This window comes from Streptomyces sp. 8P21H-1, assembly GCF_013302945.1.
In genome coordinates this window covers 1-16,094 of record NZ_JABTYA010000015.1, presented here as the reverse complement: position 1 = coordinate 16,094, position 16,094 = coordinate 1, and the positions used below count along the sequence as shown (strand labels likewise).

At 67.3% G+C, this 16,094-nt stretch carries 13 protein-coding genes; 4 read left to right on the top strand and 9 right to left on the bottom strand.

Annotated features, from left to right (window positions below):
* Positions 1-43 precede the first annotated feature (43 nt).
* The 3 genes from HO151_RS00305 to HO151_RS00295 all read right to left on the bottom strand — a co-directional run bounded on the left by HO151_RS00305 (position 44) and on the right by HO151_RS00295 (position 4,124).
* On the bottom strand, positions 44-1,921 hold the full coding sequence (locus HO151_RS00305) for a DUF2264 domain-containing protein (RefSeq protein ID WP_173894131.1): 1,878 nt from the start codon (positions 1,919-1,921) through the stop codon (positions 44-46).
* Entirely contained in the window at positions 1,918-2,937 is a 1,020-nt protein-coding gene (locus HO151_RS00300; RefSeq protein ID WP_173894130.1) for a hydroxyacid dehydrogenase, read from the bottom strand. The genes HO151_RS00305 and HO151_RS00300 overlap by 4 nt, the downstream gene beginning before the upstream one ends.
* 149 nt (positions 2,938-3,086) lie before the next feature.
* On the bottom strand, positions 3,087-4,124 hold the full coding sequence (locus HO151_RS00295; RefSeq protein WP_368039368.1) for a LacI family DNA-binding transcriptional regulator: 1,038 nt from the start codon (positions 4,122-4,124) through the stop codon (positions 3,087-3,089).
* 291 nt (positions 4,125-4,415) lie between these two features.
* Between HO151_RS00295 and HO151_RS00290 the strand changes: the two genes are divergently transcribed.
* Entirely contained in the window at positions 4,416-7,121 is a 2,706-nt protein-coding gene (locus HO151_RS00290; RefSeq protein WP_217422730.1) for a family 78 glycoside hydrolase catalytic domain, read from the top strand.
* Positions 7,122-7,726: 605 nt separating this feature from the next.
* On the opposite strand, the gene HO151_RS00285 is transcribed toward HO151_RS00290, so the two are convergent.
* Positions 7,727-8,362, bottom strand: a complete 636-nt coding sequence (locus tag HO151_RS00285; RefSeq protein WP_368039367.1) for a TetR/AcrR family transcriptional regulator — start codon at positions 8,360-8,362, stop codon at positions 7,727-7,729.
* A gap of 361 nt (positions 8,363-8,723) precedes the next feature.
* On the opposite strand from HO151_RS00285, the gene HO151_RS00280 reads away from it, so the two are divergent.
* The 3 genes from HO151_RS00280 to HO151_RS00270 are packed head-to-tail and all read left to right on the top strand — an operon-like array spanning position 8,724 to position 11,931.
* Positions 8,724-10,055 carry an ABC transporter substrate-binding protein gene (locus HO151_RS00280; RefSeq protein ID WP_173894127.1) on the top strand — a complete coding sequence of 444 codons (1,332 nt, stop codon included), beginning with the start codon at positions 8,724-8,726 and terminating at the stop codon, positions 10,053-10,055.
* Positions 10,055-10,963 carry a carbohydrate ABC transporter permease gene (locus HO151_RS00275; protein ID WP_173894126.1) on the top strand — a complete coding sequence of 303 codons (909 nt, stop codon included), beginning with the start codon at positions 10,055-10,057 and terminating at the stop codon, positions 10,961-10,963. The genes HO151_RS00280 and HO151_RS00275 overlap by 1 nt, the downstream gene beginning before the upstream one ends.
* Positions 10,960-11,931 carry a carbohydrate ABC transporter permease gene (locus HO151_RS00270; protein ID WP_173894125.1) on the top strand — a complete coding sequence of 324 codons (972 nt, stop codon included), beginning with the start codon at positions 10,960-10,962 and terminating at the stop codon, positions 11,929-11,931. Before HO151_RS00275 ends, HO151_RS00270 begins: the two co-directional genes overlap by 4 nt.
* 154 nt (positions 11,932-12,085) lie before the next feature.
* Here HO151_RS00270 and HO151_RS00265 read toward each other — a convergent pair whose 3' ends face one another.
* The 5 genes from HO151_RS00265 to HO151_RS00250 all read right to left on the bottom strand — a co-directional run bounded on the left by HO151_RS00265 (position 12,086) and on the right by HO151_RS00250 (position 15,487).
* Positions 12,086-13,462, bottom strand: a complete 1,377-nt coding sequence (locus HO151_RS00265; protein ID WP_368039366.1) for a cytochrome P450 — start codon at positions 13,460-13,462, stop codon at positions 12,086-12,088.
* 31 nt (positions 13,463-13,493) lie between these two features.
* Complete coding sequence (locus tag HO151_RS00260) at positions 13,494-13,706, bottom strand: ferredoxin (RefSeq protein WP_173894124.1); 213 nt, start codon at positions 13,704-13,706, stop codon at positions 13,494-13,496.
* A gap of 37 nt (positions 13,707-13,743) precedes the next feature.
* The gene (locus tag HO151_RS00255) at positions 13,744-14,445 is read right to left on the bottom strand and encodes an SDR family NAD(P)-dependent oxidoreductase (protein WP_368039371.1); all 702 of its coding nucleotides are present in this window, start codon (positions 14,443-14,445) and stop codon (positions 13,744-13,746) included.
* On the bottom strand, positions 14,414-14,536 hold the full coding sequence (locus HO151_RS07625) for a hypothetical protein (RefSeq protein ID WP_368039372.1): 123 nt from the start codon (positions 14,534-14,536) through the stop codon (positions 14,414-14,416). Before HO151_RS07625 ends, HO151_RS00255 begins: the two co-directional genes overlap by 32 nt.
* Before the next feature lie 87 nt (positions 14,537-14,623).
* Positions 14,624-15,487: an NAD(P)-dependent oxidoreductase gene (locus tag HO151_RS00250; RefSeq protein ID WP_173894123.1), complete on the bottom strand. Its 864-nt coding sequence runs from the start codon at positions 15,485-15,487 to the stop codon at positions 14,624-14,626.
* Between the last annotated feature and the right edge of the window lie 607 nt (positions 15,488-16,094).

The following is a 16,094-nucleotide window of genomic DNA, read 5'->3' as shown; positions in this document are numbered from 1 at the left end:
CCGCGTGTTGCGAGGATGGTTCGGTCCAAAGAGCCCGCGTGGGCTACGACAGGGACACCGCCACGGGTTTGAAGCCGACCACCGAACGGGTCCCGTCGTCGGCCCAGGTCACGCGTACGGTGCCGTCCTCGACCTCGACATTTGTGACCGCCTCTTCGAGCGGGATCGACTCGACCGTGAGGGCGGCCAGGCTGACGTGAAGCGTCGTACCCCCAGCCGCTCCCGCAATGCGGGGTACCTGGGCCCACCGGGTGTACGCCGTGCCCTGTGGGGCGCGAAGCAGTTCGAGGCCGTCGTCCCAGCCGTGCAGGCCGTACAGGGAGGAGACGACGGCGTTGTCCAAACCGGTAGCCCAACCAGTCTGTGTGACACGGGAGTTAACGGGTGCACCGAGTACCCGGTGGATGCGCAGTTCAAAGGCGCTCTTGACCACCGTGACGCTCTCCACACGCAGGCCCGGCACCATTGGCGCGCCCGTGGCGAAGACGGGCCGATGCCAGGAGGCACCCCAGCCCCAGCCGTTGCCCCCACCCGCTCCCAGTGGATGGATGCGACGCCGTACGCTGCCTCGCCCGTCCACCTCGACGGACAAGTGGTTGTCCGCGATGTTCTTGCTCGCGGTCGGCCCGGTGTGTGTCGAATAGGCCTGACGTCCGTAGAGAGGGTCGTCCTCGGCCGCCGATTCGCCATCGTGCGGACGTACGTGGTCGCTGCCGTGGTTGTGCAGCCGGACGATCCCGTCGGTGCAGGTCGACTGGATCAGCAGCCCAGGTGCCGGAAGGGCTACGGCCCGGTCAACTGCCTCGACCGGCGCGGGTTCCTCAGGGTCCGTCCACAGCGGGTGGCCGGCTGGTGCGAGCAGGGCGACGAACGCCTTCGATGCCCAGTACGGGGAGGACGGCCCGGAATAGGTCTGCAGAGTCGCTTCATGCGGCCCGTACCATCCGAGGCTCAGCAGGCCGTCCTCGGTCAGCGCACCGCGGTCCAGGAAGTGCCGCAAACTGCCGCTGATGATTCGGCGGGAGGTACCGGGGGACAGCGGAGTGTGCCCGGTGACGGCCCCCAGGGCGACAGCTGCCGAAGCACCGAAACGATAGGTCAGAGACCGGCCGAAGTACAGGGGCGCGCCGTTGGCGGCGAACGTCAGCGCGAAGCTGTCCAGGTGCTCGCGCAGCCGCGAGCCGTACGGTTCGGCGTCCGTCGCGTGGAGGAAGGCGTCGAGCGTCGGATACAGGTGCAGGGCCCAGCCGTTGTAATGGTCGAAGGCGCGTCCGTCGCCGTCGCTGTACCAGCCGTCGCCTGCGTACCAGCCCTCCAGCAGCCTACGGGCGCGTTCGCGGGCAGCCGCCGTTTTGGCGTCACCGCGCCCCACCGACTCCAAGAATCCGGCGACGGTGTAGGGGAAGAGGTGCCAGTTGTTCGGCGCTGGGGTGTGGTACAGGGCGTCGCGCAGCCATTCCTCGGTGCGGTCTTGCACCCCGGAGTCGAGGTGCTTCCACAACCAGGGCGCGGTCAGGGTGAGGCCGAGCGCCACGGACGCCGACTCGACCATGGGCTGCCCCCCGGCCAGGTGGTCGAGGATCAGAGGCCAGGACTCGGTGTCGTCGCGGCCAGGGGTGCGGGTGCCGGCGGCAAGTCCGTCCGCGTACCGTTCGAGCCAGCCGTGTGGATCGTCTCCCTTGGCACCCGCCACTCGGAACGCGGCGGTCAAAAACGTACGGGCGAAGCCCTCCAGGCCGTCGGTGCGCACACCCGCCCCGGCCGGGCGGCCGGGCAGGTCGAGCAGGGCACCCTCCGGAGTGGCCCAGCGCCACGCCGCGGTGAGCATCCCGTCGGCGACGGCTTCCCAGTGGGCGCGGCTCCAGCGGGTGTACGGGCTCAGCTCCCGGTCTTCTGGGGGGAGCGGGAAGGGGATGGTCATGCCGTGTACGCCAGCCTTTCACGTCGTACGGGGTGCAGGAAGCCCTCTCCGGAGGCCCAGCGGGCGGTCTCGGCGACGGCGTGTTCGGCCAGGCGGTGCCATTCGTTTCCCTCCGACCCGGCGAGGTGTGGGGTGATGAGCACGTTGTCGCAGTCCCACATCGGGTGCTCGGGTGGCAGGAGTTCGGGGTCGGTGACATCGAGAACGGCGCGGATGTGGTCTGCGGCGGCGGCGTCGGCGATGGCATCCTGGTCGACGACTGCTCCGCGCGCCGTGTTGATCAGGATGGCGCCGGGGCGCATCGACTCGATCAGTGTCCGACTGACCAGGCCTCGGGTCGCCGGCAGGAGGGGGGTGTGCACACTGACGGTGTCGCTGCGAGTGAACAACTCCTGCAACTCGACGCGTGTGCAGCCGAGTTCAGTCGCTTCGGCGTCCGTGAGGTAGGGGTCGTACAGGAGGATCTCGATGTCGTGCGCGCGCAGCAGCTCGATGACCCGGCGTCCGATGAGAGATGCTGAAAGGATGCCGACGGTCCGCCGGTGGTTGCCGAGGGTGTGCGGGATGCGCGCCAGGGGGGTACGGGTCCGGGTGAGATGCATGGCGCGGGCCCGTTCGAGTACCTGTTTGCCGGTGAGCAGGATCATGGCGAGTGTGTACTCGGCGACGGGCAGGGCGTTGGCTGCGGCAGCCGATGACACTTCGATGCCGCGCTCCCAGCAGGCGTCGGTGATGTGTCCGCGGACGGTGCCTGCAGAGTGCACGACGGCACGCAGCTGTGGTGCGGCCGCCAGGGTTTCCATGTCCAGGGGTGGGCAGCGCCAGCCGGTGACCAGCAGGTCGACTTCGGCCAGGACTTCGCGGGCCCGCGCCGTGGTGAAGTCGTCGAGTACAGGCAATGGAGCGAGGTCGCATACGGTGGCCAGCTGGTCGAGCGTGCCGGGGGTGAAGACGGCGGTGGCGGCTTCCGGAGACATGGCGAGGGCGGCGCGGGGGCGATAGGCGGAGTCGGTCATCGGATTTCGGAACTCCTCAACAATGCGACGTGCTGTCAAAGCTGACGGTTGCTGTGGCCGGGCCGCCGTGACACCTGGGCTGCGGCGTGACAGTGGCGGGAACTGTCAGGGGCGGAGCGGCCCCATGGCAGTCCGGAGGCGTGCCCGGCTCAGGCGAGTTGTTCCAGCGGGCTCTGCGGAGATGGCTCGCGTACGGGCTGGGTCGACTCCCGGACAACCAGTTTGGTGGCCAGCTCCACGTGGTGGGAGTCGATGGCCTCGCCGGCGGCAAGGCGCAGTGCTGTACGCAGTGCCACGGCCCCCATCTCGTGAATGGGCTGATGGACGGTGGTCAATGGAGGCGACATCTGCTCGGCCAGGGCTGTGCCGTCGAACCCGACGACACTGAGGTCGTCGGGGACGCGAAGACCCCGTCGCCGAGCGGCTTCCACGACACCCGCGGCCAGCTCGTCAGAGGCGGCGAACACCGCGCTGGGTGCCGGGACCGCATCCAGTAGTTGCCCGCCGTACTCCACTCCTTCCGGGGTACGGAATCCGCCTGCGTGTCGGACCAGAGCGCTCGGTACCTCCACCCCGGCCTCCTCCATGGCGCTGCGGAACCCATGCAGCCTGGCCTGGTTGGTTCCGGTCCCTTCCTGTCCGCCGAGGAAGGCGATGCGGCGATGGCCGAGGGCGAGCAGGTGAGCGGTCGCGGCGTGCCCTCCGGCGAACTTGGTCGAGCCGACGCTGGTGATCGAGGAGTCCGGAAAAGCATCCATGATCATCACTAGTGGTAGTCGTGCGCGCCGCAGGGCATCGATGAGGGGAGCGGGCAGGGCGTTGTGGGTGGAGGCGATGACCGCGCTGCGGCCGGCGGCGGCCAGTTCACGGACCCAGGCATCCGGGTCGGTCTGCTGAACCTGGCTGGCGCCCCGACTGACCACGACGGCAACGTCCTCGCGAGCGGCGGCATCCACCACTCCCTCGAGGACTTCGGTGCAGTAACTGCTCAACTGGGCTGCGCTGAAGAAGAGTTCGACAGTGGGGCGGGAGCGAAGGATCTCTCGGCTGCCGCCGTAGTTGTGCTTGCGCATCAGGTCGAGGATCCGGTCGCGGGTTGGGCCGGCCACGTCGGGGCGACCGTTGATGACCTTGGAGACGGTCGCCACCGAGACACCTGCGAAATCCGCGATCTGCGCCAAGGTCACGCGATTGGTGGCAGAAGCCATGGGTCTCCTCGTCACTGCTGTCGGGCCGACTCGATATGTTGGGCACGCTAGCAACGAAACTTCTATCGCGATATTCATAGAGAAACAAGGTGCGGGGAACATCTTTTTCCCTGTGTGTAACTGGTTGACGCAGGGCATCCCTCGGTCCTAATGTGCACGACCAGCCAAGAAGCTCGTAAATAATTTCGTGATTCTACGTCGACTTATATCGGTACTCGACGCGCCTGTTGCCACATACTCGTCCCACGAGCTTTGGAGGCGATGGCTCCGATGGCCATCCACGCCCCGTACGACCTCGCCATCGATTTCGGAGGCGACACCTTCCCTGTCTCTGGGAGCCACCCACGGCTGTCCTGGAAGCCCTCCGTCAACGGCCCGGTGCCCGCTGGCCACGAACTGGACCTCCGTGTCGAGGGACGTTGTGCGCAGACCTTCCAACCCCCAGTTCATGAACACCTGTTCGTTGACTGGCCCGCACGCGCGCTGCGCAGTCGCGAGCGGGTGCGGTGGCGCGTCCGCACGCAGACCGGGGCAGGATTCTCGCCCTGGAGCGCATGGCACGCCTTTGAGGCAGGGCTCTTCGACGAGGACTGGACCGCACACTGGATCACCCCTGAGGACGCCCCGCACGACGCCCGTTGCTCGCCCGGCAGCCGCCCCGCGCGTATCCTCCGCACCACATTCACCTCGCCCGAGGATCTGCGTCGAGCCCGGCTCTACGCCACTGCGCTGGGTGTCTACGAGGTGTTCATCAACGGCGAGCGTGTTGGCGCCACTGAGCTGGCCCCGGGCTCCAGCTCGTACGACCGCACCGTGTACGCGCAAGCCGCCGATGCCGCCCCGTACATGCGTGTCGGGCGCAACACGATCGAGATCGTGCTCTCCGACGGCTGGTACCGCGGTCAGGTCGGGGCCTTCCGGATCCCTGCCGACTGGGGAGAACTTCTTGCAGCCAGACTGGAACTGCATCTGGACCTCATGGACGGCTCCCACCAGGTGGTGCGCACCGACGGACACTGGACATCGACTCTTTCGCTCATCACCCGGGCCGACCTGATGGAGGGCCAGAGCGTTGACCTCGCCGCCCCAGAGGCTCCTGAACTGGGTGTACTGGTCGACGCGATCACCGCGCCCCCGACGATCGACTGGTCGCCGGCCCCACCGGTGCGCCGCATCGAGTCCCGTCCGCCTGTCTCCGTAGCCCAACTGCCGGGTGGTGCCTGGATAGCCGACTTCGGCCAGAACGCTTCCGGCTGGCTCAGAGTCACCGATCTGGGTCCGGCCGGTACCCGCACCGTGATCGAACACGGCGAACACCTTGATCCGGCGACCGGTGACCTGACGACCACTCACCTTGACACCACCCGTCCCGAAGACGGCGCCCCCGTGCCCTTCATCCAGCGCGACGAAGTGGTCTCCTCCGGGACAGCGGGCGAGGTTTTTGAGCCGCGCCACACCGTGCACGGCTTCCGTTACGCTCGCCTGCACCGGGGCCCCGACGCCGCCGCGCCGCCACTCACCGGGATCACGATGCAGGTCGTCCACTCCGACCTGCGCCCCACCGCTTCCTTCGCCTGCGGCAACGAGGACCTCAACCGGCTCCACGAGGCGGTCCGCTGGAGCTTTCGCGGCAACGCCGTGGACGTACCCACCGACTGCCCCACCCGCGAACGCATCGGCTGGACCGGCGACTACCAGGTCTTCGCATCGACCGCAGCGCTCCTCTACGACGTTTCCGGGTTCAGCCGCAAGTGGTTGCGGTCGGTGCGCGAGGACCAACTCGACGACGGTCGCATCGCCAACTTCTCTCCCGACGGGCGACGGACCAAGCGCCATCTCGATGACCGGCTGGCCAAGATGACCGGCTCCGCCGGGTGGGGCGATGCCATCGTCCTCGTACCGTGGACGCTCTACGAGATGTACGGCGACCGGGGCGTGCTCGCGGAGAACTTCGACGCCGCTGTCCGCTGGGTCGAATGGGCGCTGGCCACCGCCAAGGCCGCCCGCCACCCCTCACGCGTAAAGCGCTCCGCCGTGCCGCTGCCCCACGAGGAATTCGTCTGGGACGGCTCCTTTCACTGGGGCGAGTGGGGCGAGCCCAAGCCGCGTGCCGCCAACGGCACGCCGATCGACACCCGCAAGCAGGACCGTGCGGCTTGGCAGAAGAGGGACAACGGAGAGGTGGGCACTGCGTTCCTGCGCCGCTCCACCGCTGTACTCGCCGACACGGCTCATGTACTCGGACGGGCCGAGGAAGCTGCCCGATACGGGGAACTGAGCGAGCGCGTCAAGGACGCCTGGCGGACCGAGTTCCTCGACCCGGCCACCTCCCGCACCACGGTCGACACCCAGGCGAGCCATGTTCGTGCGCTCGCCTTCGATCTGATTCCGGACAAGCATCGGGAGGCGGTCGCCTCCCGCCTGGTCGAGCTGGTCCGTGCGGCGGGCGGACATCTGGGCACCGGGTTCCTGGCCACCGCGGACCTGCTTCCGGTTCTCGCCGACACCGGGTATGCCGATGTCGCCTACGAGGTACTGCTGCAGCGCACCCCACCCTCCTGGCTCGCCATGCTCGACCGGGGCGCCACCACCGTCTGGGAGGACTGGGACGGCGTCGACGAGCACGGCGCGCCGCACGAGTCGCTCAACCACTACAGCAAGGGTGCGGTCATCCGCTTCCTGTACACCCACACCCTGGGTCTGCGACAGGCGCTGGGTTCGGTGGCATGGGAGTCCTTCGTCGTCGCGCCGGTGCCCCACCCGTCAGTGAACTGGGCGCGAGGAAGTTACGACGGCCCGCGCGGCACCATCACCGTCGAGTGGCGCAGCACGGACGATGCAATGGAAATAGCAGTGGACGTACCACCAGCCTCCACAGCCACCGTGGTCTTCCCTGACGGCGAGGAAATCAAGGCGGGGCCCGGACGGTTCACCGCCTGCCGGACGGTCGTGGAGTCCACTCGGAGGATCTCTTGAGCATGGACACCGTCGGACTGCGGCCCATCGACCGCTTGCCGGCCCACTCCCTGCGGCATGCCCCCGAATTCCTCTCGGACTGGCCGGCGCCCTGCTCATCGCCCGGTGGGCCACCACGCGAATGCGCGTGATGACCAGGGCCGCGCTCCTGTCCGGCGCGCTGGAGACCGTCGCGGCGACCGCTCCGCTGCCCTGGCTGTCCGCCCTGTTCGTGATCCTGGGGCGTCTTCTGCACCATTGCCGACTTCACGGCCGACGCCGGACCGCGGGTGGGCACCGATCCGACCCTGTGCGGCCGAGGCATGGCCCTGCACATGACGGTGACGCGCGGCGGCTCGTCGGCGGGGACGCCGAGCACGGGTTGGATCACCGACGTGTATGGCATCAGGCCTCGTGGCCGGTGGGGTGGTTTCAGCGGCGCTGCCCGTCGTGATTGCTCTTGTCCTGGCCAGGGTCGGCAGACTGCGACTGTCGACCGGCTGGCATCGCGACCTCCCGCGGATGTGCTTCGAACAGTCGGAGACCCCATGCATGTTGCCGTAGTCGGCCCAGCGCGAGAAGCACGCCCAATGGGCGCAGGACGGATGTCCGGAAGCGGTGCGAACTCAGCCAGAGCCGCTTTCGAAGTCTCGGAACGTCCGCATAAATACCTCCAGGAGGCGCAGTGGTGCCTGGCCCGGGTTGAGAAGGGCCTGGATGCGCAAGCCGTCCATCAGGGCGAGTACCATGACAGCCCGCTCGTCTGCGGACAGGCCGGGGGCGTCGGGGTCCATGCGGAGAGTGCCGTCACGCAGTCGCGCGCGCAGCCGTTCGCCCCGGGACGCGAAGTAGTCGTGCGCGGGGTGTCCAGGGTCGGTCGCGGCGATCGACAGGACCAGCCAATGGCGCTGGTAGTCGGGATCCGCGAACTCGTCGGCGAGGATCATGCCGAGTACGAGGGACCCCGGAACCCCCGAGGCGAGGATCCGGTTGGCACGTTCCTCGTCGTCGGCGTCGCGCCGGGCCAGGGCGGCCAGGAGCAGTTCTTCTTTCCCGGAGAAGTGGCGCAGCAGCGCCGGGTGCGTCACGCCCGCCCGTGTGGCGATGTCCCGCAGCGAGGCACGCTCGTAACCATGCTCGGCGAAGCTCGCGAGCGCCGCGCGCATGATCTGCGCACGCCGGGCCGGGGTCGTCGCGTACGGGCCCCGGCGGTGGGTGGGAGCAGCGGAACGGGCGGACGAGGTGGATCGGGGGGAACGCACGCGACCTCCTGTGCCATCGAGGACAACTGCCGCCGAAGGCAAGTCCCTCCAGGGTCTTGCCAACCGCCGCAGCTTCGGAGTGTAATCGCCCAGACAGCTACCACGCTGGTCACATTTTGCGTGGCCGCCCTCGTCACCGCCCCCGCCCTGCTCTCGCCGAGGGCTCGCGTTTCCGGGAGCCGTGCCGGGATCCGCCGTAAGCCGTGGGCAATGGGAGACCTCGTAGGACCCAGGGTCGTGAGCCCAACTCTGACCGCTTGGCCGCGCTCTCGAGCCGCAGGTCACCTCCCAAACTCGACGCACCACCAATCCACCCCCATGTCTCCATCTCCATCAGTAGGTCGACCGAAAGTGAAACGCCATGCGCAAGAACACCAACTCACGCCCCCGTGCCATGACCCGGCCGGTGCGCCGCCGTCCGTTGCTCGCGACCGCCGGGTCCCTGACCGCGGCCGTGTCCCTCCTTCTGCAGGGGTGCGGGTCGGGCTCCGACGGCGGTTCCGGCGACGGTCGGGTCGAGCTCACCTTCTTCAACCAGTCACGTGGGCAGGAAGCGGCCCTCAACGCGCTGGCGAAGAAGTACACGAGGGAGACGGGTGTCGTCATCAAGGTCGACTCGCCCGGTCCTTCGGACTACTTGGCGAAGCTTCAGGCCAAGGCCCAGTCCCGCAACATGCCCGATATCTACTCGTCGTTCCTCGCCACCGACATGGCCCCCTTCTACAAGGCCGGCTGGGCCATGGACCTCCAGGACGAGCTCAAGGGGGAGTGGGGCGAGGAGTTCGCTCCCGGAGCCGTCCAGGAGGCTGCCTTCACCAAGGGCAACAATCTCGATGTCCCGCCGGGCATCTACTCGGTGCACTGGGAGACCCAGGCATACGGCTTCATCTACGACCCCAAGGCGACCGCGATCGATCCGAAGGCGCCGTCCAAGACCATGGACGACTTCATCGCCGCGCTGAAGAAGTCCAACAAGGACGGCAAGGGGAACTTCGCGGTCGCCGCGAGCCTCACCCCGCAGCTGATCCCGTACCTTGCCTCCAATTGGCTCACCGACCAGCAGATCGACAACACCTACGCCGGCAAGGCGAGCTGGAAGGCCGACGGCTGGCGCAAGGCCTTCCAGTCCCTCCTCGAGCTGAAGAAGGCCGGACTCATCTCCAACGGCACGCTCCCCGGAGGCAACGGCGACAACCCCGCCATAGAAAGCGCCTTCTTCATCAAGCGCGATGTCGGCGCCATCTTCGACTCCTCGGCGGGAGTCTCGGTCGGCAACCGCACGGCTCCCAATTACAAGGACTTCGCCTCGATGGGCATCCCCGCCGCCGCGGACGCCACGTACAAGCCGCGCACGCCCGGTTTCCCCGGGAAGGGCGCGGTGATCAACCCACGCGGTGACCACTCCAAGGAAGCCCTGGCCTTCGTCAAGTGGCTGACCGAGCCGGCCCAGCAGAAGGTCTTCGCTGATGAAGCCCGCATCGTGCCGACGAGCAAGAAGCTCCTGGCCGATGGCAGCCTTCCCGCGCAGCTGTCCGGCTTCGCCGAGACCGCCAAGAAGAAGCAGAAGGTGACCAACAGTCTCACCGGTGACGTCAATGACATGATCATCCGTGACAGTCAGAGCCTGGTGCTCGGCGAGAAGACGGTCGACCAGGTCCTCGATGACCTCCAGTCGGCGCAGGAGCGCAGCTGATGGCCTCGCTCACAGTCATCCTCCGCGACCGGCGCATGCGGCGCCGCAACCTCACCGCGCTGACGTTCCTCGCTCCGGCCATCGTGCTGATCGGCGTGTTCACGCTCGCGCCGTTCGTACAAGCGATCCTTTTGAGCTTTCAGTCCTGGGACGGGATCAGCCCCGACACCGCCTGGGTGGGCCTGGACAACTATAGCTTCGTCTTCGGTGACGACGCCTTCTGGGAGTCGATGAAGAACGTCGCCGTGTTCGGCGTGGTCGGCTTCTTCCTGGGCAACGGCGTTTCCCTGAGCATGGCACTCGCGGTGAACCGGGCCCGCCGCGGCCGGACCTTCTTCCGGACCGTCTTTTACCTGCCGGGAGTGCTCTCCGTCGTGGTCGTCGGCATGATCTTCTCGTTCATGTACGAACCACGGTCCGGTATCTTCAACCGAGTGCTCGATCTGGCCGGTCTGGAGTCACTGCAGCAGAACTGGCTCGGAGACCCGTCCATCGCCCTGCCCGCCGTGGCTGCGGCTTTCATCTGGTTCCACTGGGGCTTCGGTTTCATCCTCTTCCTCGCCGGCCTGCAGGACATCCCGCAGGAGCTGTACGAGGCGGCGGAACTCGACGGCGCGGGAGCCTGGGCCAAGTTCCGGTACGTCACCTGGCCTCAGCTCGCTCCCGTCACCACCATTGTGAGCCTGCTGACCCTCCTCGCGGCTCTTCAGATCTTCGGTACCGTGCAGGTCCTCACCAACGGCGGCCCCGGTACGCATACTCTGGTGCCCACCTTGCTGATCTACAACGAGGCGTTCGGCAACAACCGCTACGGCAGCGCGGCGGCGATGTCGGTGCTCTTCGGTGGCGCACTCGTGCTGCTCGCCTTCCTCCAGCTGACCATCGCACGACGGCGGGCCGACAAATGACGACACCGATGACGAAACGTGCAAAGACGAAGGCAGGTGAGCGGGCCGATATGGAGACATCGCTCGCAGACCCCCGAAAGACCGGTACCGCCGCTGGCTCGCACGCGGGCACCGCGCGCGAGCCCTCCGGCCGGCCACCGCGACGCCGCCAGATTCGCGCCGACCGGCTCGGTCTGTACGGGTTGCTCGTCGTCGCGGCACTGATCGCGCTTTTCCCGCTGCTGTGGATGCTGTCGGGATCTCTCCAGACACAGGATGAGCTGCTGTCCGGCAAGCACCTCGTCCCGAGCGTGCCGCACTGGCAGAACTATGCCACCGCCTGGGTTGACGGCGATCTCGGAACATACCTGTTCAACAGCATCGTCTACACGGGGACCGCCGTGCTTGGCATCCTCGTCGTCTCCAGCATGGCCGGCTATGTCCTGGCCAGGCTCGACTTCTGGGGCAAGGGCCTCATTACCTTCGTGATCCTCGCCGTGATGATCATCCCTGCCCCCGCGATGTTCCTTGCCCAGTACCGGCTGCTCTTGGACTTCCAGCTCACCAACACCCGGATCGGTTACATCCTCATCCTGATCACCTCGGGAATTCCGATGGCGACACTCATCATGCGGAGCTTTTTCGCGAGCCAGCCCAAGGAACTCGAGGAGTCGGCGATGATCGACGGCGCATCACCGTTCAGGGTCTTCGCCAGCATCATCCTGCCCCTGGCCCGTCCCGGCCTGGCCGCCGTCGCGGTGATCCAGGGTCTTCACGCCTGGAATGAGTACCTCATGGCCCTCGTCCTGTTCGACGACCCCGACCTCATGCCGATCCAGCGTGGGTTGACGAGCTTCAACTCCGCAGAGACCCCGCAACAACAGATCCTGCTTGCGGCGACCGCGATCTCGGTCGTGCCCGTGATCGTGTTCTATCTGCTCGCGCAGCGAAACATCGTGAAAGGGCTGGGCGCCGGTGCCCTCAAGTAGTGCGCGCAGGAAGCGGACTCCGCGGATCGGTTTGCGCACCGCTGGAAGCGAAGGTGGCCGTTCGCCCCGGACATCCAGAAGAACGCGGTGTCATCGGTGCAGGGGCGGGGAACACCGTGCCACCGGGTCTGCTCCACACGTCGGCGAACGAGGGTCAGCGGATGTCGACCCGCTCGCCGCGCGCGGTCACCGGAGCGGCCAGACCCTGCTCGTCGCAGGCTTTCTGAAGCTTGGCCAGGGTCTCGTCGAGCCCAGGGCCGAGCCGCTTGCCCGGCGCGAACGTGGCCGGTAGATGTCGCATGCCGTTGATGATCCCGACGGAGTCGTAATGCACGGTCCCCTCCGCGCTGCACACGTAGTTGGGCATCCGGTCCAGGACATGGCTGAGCATCCTCTTGAACACGACGCGCGCCACGTTCGAGCCGATACAGCGGTGGATCCCGAGGCCGAACGCCTGGTGCCGATTGCCCTTGCGTTCCAAGTGGACGTTGTTCGGATCCGGGAAAACCGACGGATCACGGTTGGCCATCGCCCACGACAGCCAGATCCGGTCGCCCTCCTTGAACTCCTGGCCCGCGAGCGCACAGTCCTCGGAGACCGTACGGCCGTCGCCCACGGCCGGCGTGAAGAAGCGCAGGAACTCCTCCGTGGCCGGGTCGAGCAGCCTCGCCCGCTCGCGGCTCAGGCGCTCACGTTCCTCAGGGTGGTGCGAAAGCCACTCCAAGGAACGCCCGGTGAGCGCCGTCGTCGTGTCGAAACCGCCGCCGATCAGCAGGGCGAGGACTCCAAGGAGGTCCATGTCGGAGGGCTTGGTGTCACCGATGCTCGTGTTGACCACGGCATCCACCAGGCCGGGCCGGGGCGTGGCACGGATCGCGTTCATCTGCTCGGCGATGTCCGTCATCATGGCGATGTGCAGCTCGCGTACGCGCCCTCGGTCGGGGGAGTCCGGCGGGGTGTAGACCCCGGCGTGGGCCGGCTCGTTGTACATCTGCCACTTCTTCAGCGGTATGCCCATCATGGCCAGTGTGAATACCGCGGGCACCGGATTGGCGAGGCCCTCGACGAAATCGATCTCACCGGACTCGATGCGCTCGTCCAGGCACGCCCTGATCAGCTCGTCGAGGAAGGGGACCCAGCGCTGTACCGCAGCCGGCGACAGGTACGGGTTGAGCGCCTGCCGGTAATAGCGCTGTTCCGGCGGGTCCATCTCCAGGAACCCGCCGCGAAAGCCCTGGTCGGGGGGCGGCGGAGGGATAGTGATGCCCTTATAGCCGCGGCGTTCGTTGTTCACGTCGTGGTCGTTGGAGAGCTTGTCGGTGGAGCGGGCGATGTCGAACACCGCCTGGTGGCTCGCGGCGACGAAGTGCCCGCCGTGCGTGTCCGTCCACGCCACCGGGCAGCGGTCCTGCATCTCCTCGGTGGTCTCGACGAACCGCTCCCGGTAGCCGGGTGCGTGGCGGTCGAAGTGGTACCGGACGCTCTTGCGCGCCTCGTCGTCCGGCATGCCGTTCTGCTCCTGCGCGGTCACGTGATGCCTCCTCTCGGTACGAGCCGACGCGTCAGCCCATGGACTTGCCGGACTCGGTGATGGTGATGGCCCGTTCCGGACAGGAGCGCATCGCCTCGGCCGCCGCCTCCGTCTCCCCGGCTGGCACGTTCCCGCTCATCGGCGACGAATGTCCGTCGATCTCATTGAGCTGGAACACCTTCGGCGCGATCATCGCGCAAAGAGTGTGGCCCTGACAGCGGTCCTGATCAACAATGACCTTCATGAACAATCCCTCTCAAACTGTGCAGTTTGCTGGGTCGTCAGTGCTGCCGGTCGTACCGCTTGAGGCAGCCGCCGGAGTCCATGCGCAGCCGCACTCCGGCGATGTGGCGGGCTTCGCCAAAGGTGAGGAAGAGGGCCATGTTGCTGATGGCCACCAACTCCACGAATGGGATGGGCATTGCCTGCCGCACAAAGGTCGATCCGGTGTCCTGCCGGGTGGAGGGTTCCAGATCTGGACGGAACGACCGGTGCGTCGGCTCGCTCCGCAGCATTTGCGTGTTGCAGTTCGTGGGGTGCGAGGCAGCGACGCGCTCCTTCAACGAGGCGCGATTGCAGACCAGTTCGTGCATGCACTTAGCGAGCGCCCGCTTGGCGTACGCGTATCCGGCACCGCCTGGGTCAGAATCCGGAGTATCCGCGATGCCGTGCTGCATGATGGCGGCCGTCGAGGCGGTGGCGATCACGGAGGCGCCCTCCAGATGCGGCAGGGCGGCCTGGATGACATCGATGCTGCCGATCAGGTCGACGTCGACGTCGACGCCGTCGGACCACGCCTGCAGCGACGGAGTGCCTTGCAGCGGATCGATCTTGGCTTGTGCCACGACGATGCCTAGTCCGTTGAACTCGGCTTCGGCGCGGTTCACGGCGTCCCGTACCGCCCCGATGCTGCGCACGTCGGCCTGGAGGGGGAGGAGTCTTGCGGCCCAGCTACTCGATCTGGCGCGCCGTCTCCTTGAGATCCTCCGGCGTCGCCCTCGGGCAGGTGACCATCTCGTAGTCGCGGCACAGGTCGATTGCGACAATGCGGGCGTACTCCTCCGCGAGCTGCACCGCGTGACTGCGACCCTGACCGCGCGCCGCGCCGGTGATAACCGTGATCTTGTCCTCGACTCGCCCATTGCGCTTTCCCTCTTCCTGTCACGAGTTGGCGTGGAGCCCTGCCTGATCCAGCGCCGCGAGTGCCGGCTCCAGAGCGCCGAGCCGTGCGCCGAGCCGGTCCGCGGTCTGCCGGACCACGGTCACGTCCTTGTCCACGAACTCCTGTACGTCACTGATGAACCGGTTCGCCGAACCCCGCGATGCCGCCCCTGAGAGGCTGCGGCTCTTTGCGCTGCCGTGACCGAGCGCGTCCAGCAGGACCGCTTCGTCGACACCGAGCTCACAGCCGAGCCGGACCGCCTCCGTGAGCAGTCCCAGCTGCGCGCTGAAGAGAGCATTGTTGACGAGCTTCACGCTCTGTCCCGCACCCACCGGGCCGACCAGGAGAACCGGGTTCGCATAGGCCGTAAGCACGGGGCGCAACCGTTGCACGGTGGCCTCGTCGCCGCCCGCGAAGACGGTGAGCCGACCCGCCGTGATGTCGTGCGGGCCGCCGCTGACCGGTGCGTCAAGGACGGCGATGGCGAGTGCGCGGCCCCGCTCGGCGATCTCACGGACCGTGTATGGGCTCACCGTGGTGTGGACGACGAGCGCGGCGCCCGGAGGAATTGCGTCGAAGAGCCCGTCGGCGAGACACACCTCCTGTACTTGCCGGTCGGAGAACACGCAGACGATGAACGCGTCGACGCCCTCGGCCGCGTCCACGACACGCTCGACGGGCATGACGCCCTCCGCGGCCAGCGCCGCCCGGCGCTCGGGAGTGCGGCCCACGGCACACACCTCGTGCCCGGTCGTCACCAGACGGCGCATCATGGGCAAGCCCATGCGTCCCGCGCCGGCGAACCCGATCCGCCGTACAGGTGGGCCTGGTGATCCGGGTGATACCCCCGTCACAAGAACCATCCTTCCGTTTTGCGAGAACTGTAATCTCACCCATGGATCGACGAAAGATGCCGACTGCGACTTTCTCTCTGCCCATCCGGGCGTGCACCCCGCAGCCCAGAGATCGAGGAAACCATGTTCTCTGTTCGGGATAATCCACCACGCGCCAATTCTCCGTACCGGGTGGCACCGTGGCCCACCCCGAGCCGCCGGAGGATGCCCGCGTGACGCGCAGGGCCGTGCTCGGTGGTGCCTGCACCGACGCCGCCGTCCGTGACCTCCGGTTCGTCGTGGCGCCCCGCAGGTCTCGACCCAGCGGTGCTGACGGACGTACTCAACGCCTCCAGCGGCCGCAGCGGCGCCGCCGAGGACAAGTTCCCCCGCCACGTTCTCACCGGCAGCCACGACTCCTCGATGGCCGGGCAGCCCAGCACAGTTGTGGGCTGCCTGGCCTCGCGCCATCTGCGGCGGGACACAGCCGTGGCGGCGGTCACCGGCATCGCCCGGAAACCCTCGAACGCGGCTCATTGCCGACCCGCCTTGATTGCGTCCGCCATGCGCGGTGGCCCGCCGCCTCGACGACCTCGCCTAGAGCGTGTCTCTTTGATCGGTTGGTCAGTTGATCGGA

What these genes read in the sequence shown, in the direction of transcription:
- HO151_RS00305 (WP_173894131.1), bottom strand. Translation starts at nt 1,921, where the DNA reads ATGACCATCCCCTTCCCGCTCCCCCCAGAAGACCGGGAGCTGAGCCCG.
- HO151_RS00300 (WP_173894130.1), bottom strand. Translation starts at nt 2,937, where the DNA reads ATGACCGACTCCGCCTATCGCCCCCGCGCCGCCCTCGCCATGTCTCCG.
- HO151_RS00290 (WP_217422730.1), top strand. Translation starts at nt 4,416, where the DNA reads ATGGCCATCCACGCCCCGTACGACCTCGCCATCGATTTCGGAGGCGAC.
- HO151_RS00280 (WP_173894127.1), top strand. Translation starts at nt 8,724, where the DNA reads ATGCGCAAGAACACCAACTCACGCCCCCGTGCCATGACCCGGCCGGTG.
- HO151_RS00275 (WP_173894126.1), top strand. Translation starts at nt 10,055, where the DNA reads ATGGCCTCGCTCACAGTCATCCTCCGCGACCGGCGCATGCGGCGCCGC.
- HO151_RS00270 (WP_173894125.1), top strand. Translation starts at nt 10,960, where the DNA reads ATGACGACACCGATGACGAAACGTGCAAAGACGAAGGCAGGTGAGCGG.
- HO151_RS00260 (WP_173894124.1), bottom strand. Translation starts at nt 13,706, where the DNA reads ATGAAGGTCATTGTTGATCAGGACCGCTGTCAGGGCCACACTCTTTGC.
- HO151_RS00250 (WP_173894123.1), bottom strand. Translation starts at nt 15,487, where the DNA reads ATGGTTCTTGTGACGGGGGTATCACCCGGATCACCAGGCCCACCTGTA.